The sequence below is a fragment of the Photobacterium sp. GB-72 genome, from assembly GCF_003026095.1.
In the GTDB taxonomy this organism is placed as follows: Bacteria; Pseudomonadota; Gammaproteobacteria; order Enterobacterales; family Vibrionaceae; genus Photobacterium.
In genome coordinates this window covers 1-864 of sequence record NZ_PYNV01000046.1, presented here as the reverse complement: position 1 = coordinate 864, position 864 = coordinate 1, and the positions used below count along the sequence as shown (strand labels likewise).

The following is an 864-nucleotide window of genomic DNA, read 5'->3' as shown; positions in this document are numbered from 1 at the left end:
TATGTCGCTGGTTCAAGTCCAGCAAGAGGAGCCAAAATAAAGTGTGCCGACTTAGCTCAGTAGGTAGAGCAACTGACTTGTAATCAGTAGGTCACCAGTTCGACTCCGGTAGTCGGCACCATTTATTCTCTTACTCACGTAAGAAATGCAAAAATAGCAATTTAATAGCTGTGTTTGCCTCGATAGCTCAGTCGGTAGAGCAGAGGATTGAAAATCCTCGTGTCGGTGGTTCGATTCCGCCTCGAGGCACCATATTCATCTCACTTGATACGTCAGGTAAGATAAAAAAGATAATTCCTCCTTAGTTCAGTTGGTAGAACGGCGGACTGTTAATCCGTATGTCGCTGGTTCAAGTCCAGCAGGAGGAGCCAGTTAAGAAACCTTGTCGCAAGACAAGGTTTTTTTTCGTCTTAAATTTGCTAACTTTTCTCACCTTCCCTTCTCCAATACTATTTTTAGATAAAATAATTCCTCTCAAAATCACTACTCCACGATCTTTTTAATCGCCTTACCTGCAATGCGATCTTTTCAGTTAAAGACTTAATAATGACTCCTTTTCTTTCGATATTTCACAAAATAATCTTTAATTATTTCTATTACTTGCTTCACAAACTAATGTTCAAATAGGTATTCCCCCCTAATAAAAGCTTACTTTTCAAACAAACGGAACAAAAAAGACAAGGTTGATAATTATTTAGAAAAAAAGCATTGACGCAAAGACCGAAAACCTTTTTAATGCGCTCCGTTGCCTCGATAGCTCAGTCGGTAGAGCAGAGGATTGAAAATCCTCGTGTCGGTGGTTCGATTCCGCCTCGAGGCACCATTACTTCCCTTTCGAAGTATGGTGCAAAGCAACCACAATCT

4 tRNA genes are annotated in these 864 nt (G+C 40.4%); all 4 read left to right on the top strand.

What is annotated here, in order from left to right:
• The first annotated feature begins 45 nt into the window (after positions 1 to 45).
• The 4 genes from C9J40_RS21785 to C9J40_RS21770 all read left to right on the top strand — a co-directional run bounded on the left by C9J40_RS21785 (position 46) and on the right by C9J40_RS21770 (position 823).
• Positions 46 to 121 (top strand) — tRNA-Thr (locus tag C9J40_RS21785).
• A 55-nt stretch (positions 122 to 176) separates the two neighbouring features.
• Positions 177 to 252 (top strand) — tRNA-Phe (locus C9J40_RS21780).
• Between the two features lie 43 nt (positions 253 to 295).
• A tRNA-Asn gene (locus C9J40_RS21775) sits at positions 296 to 371 on the top strand.
• 376 nt (positions 372 to 747) lie between these two features.
• Positions 748 to 823, top strand: a tRNA-Phe gene (locus C9J40_RS21770).
• Positions 824 to 864: the final 41 nt, after the last annotated feature.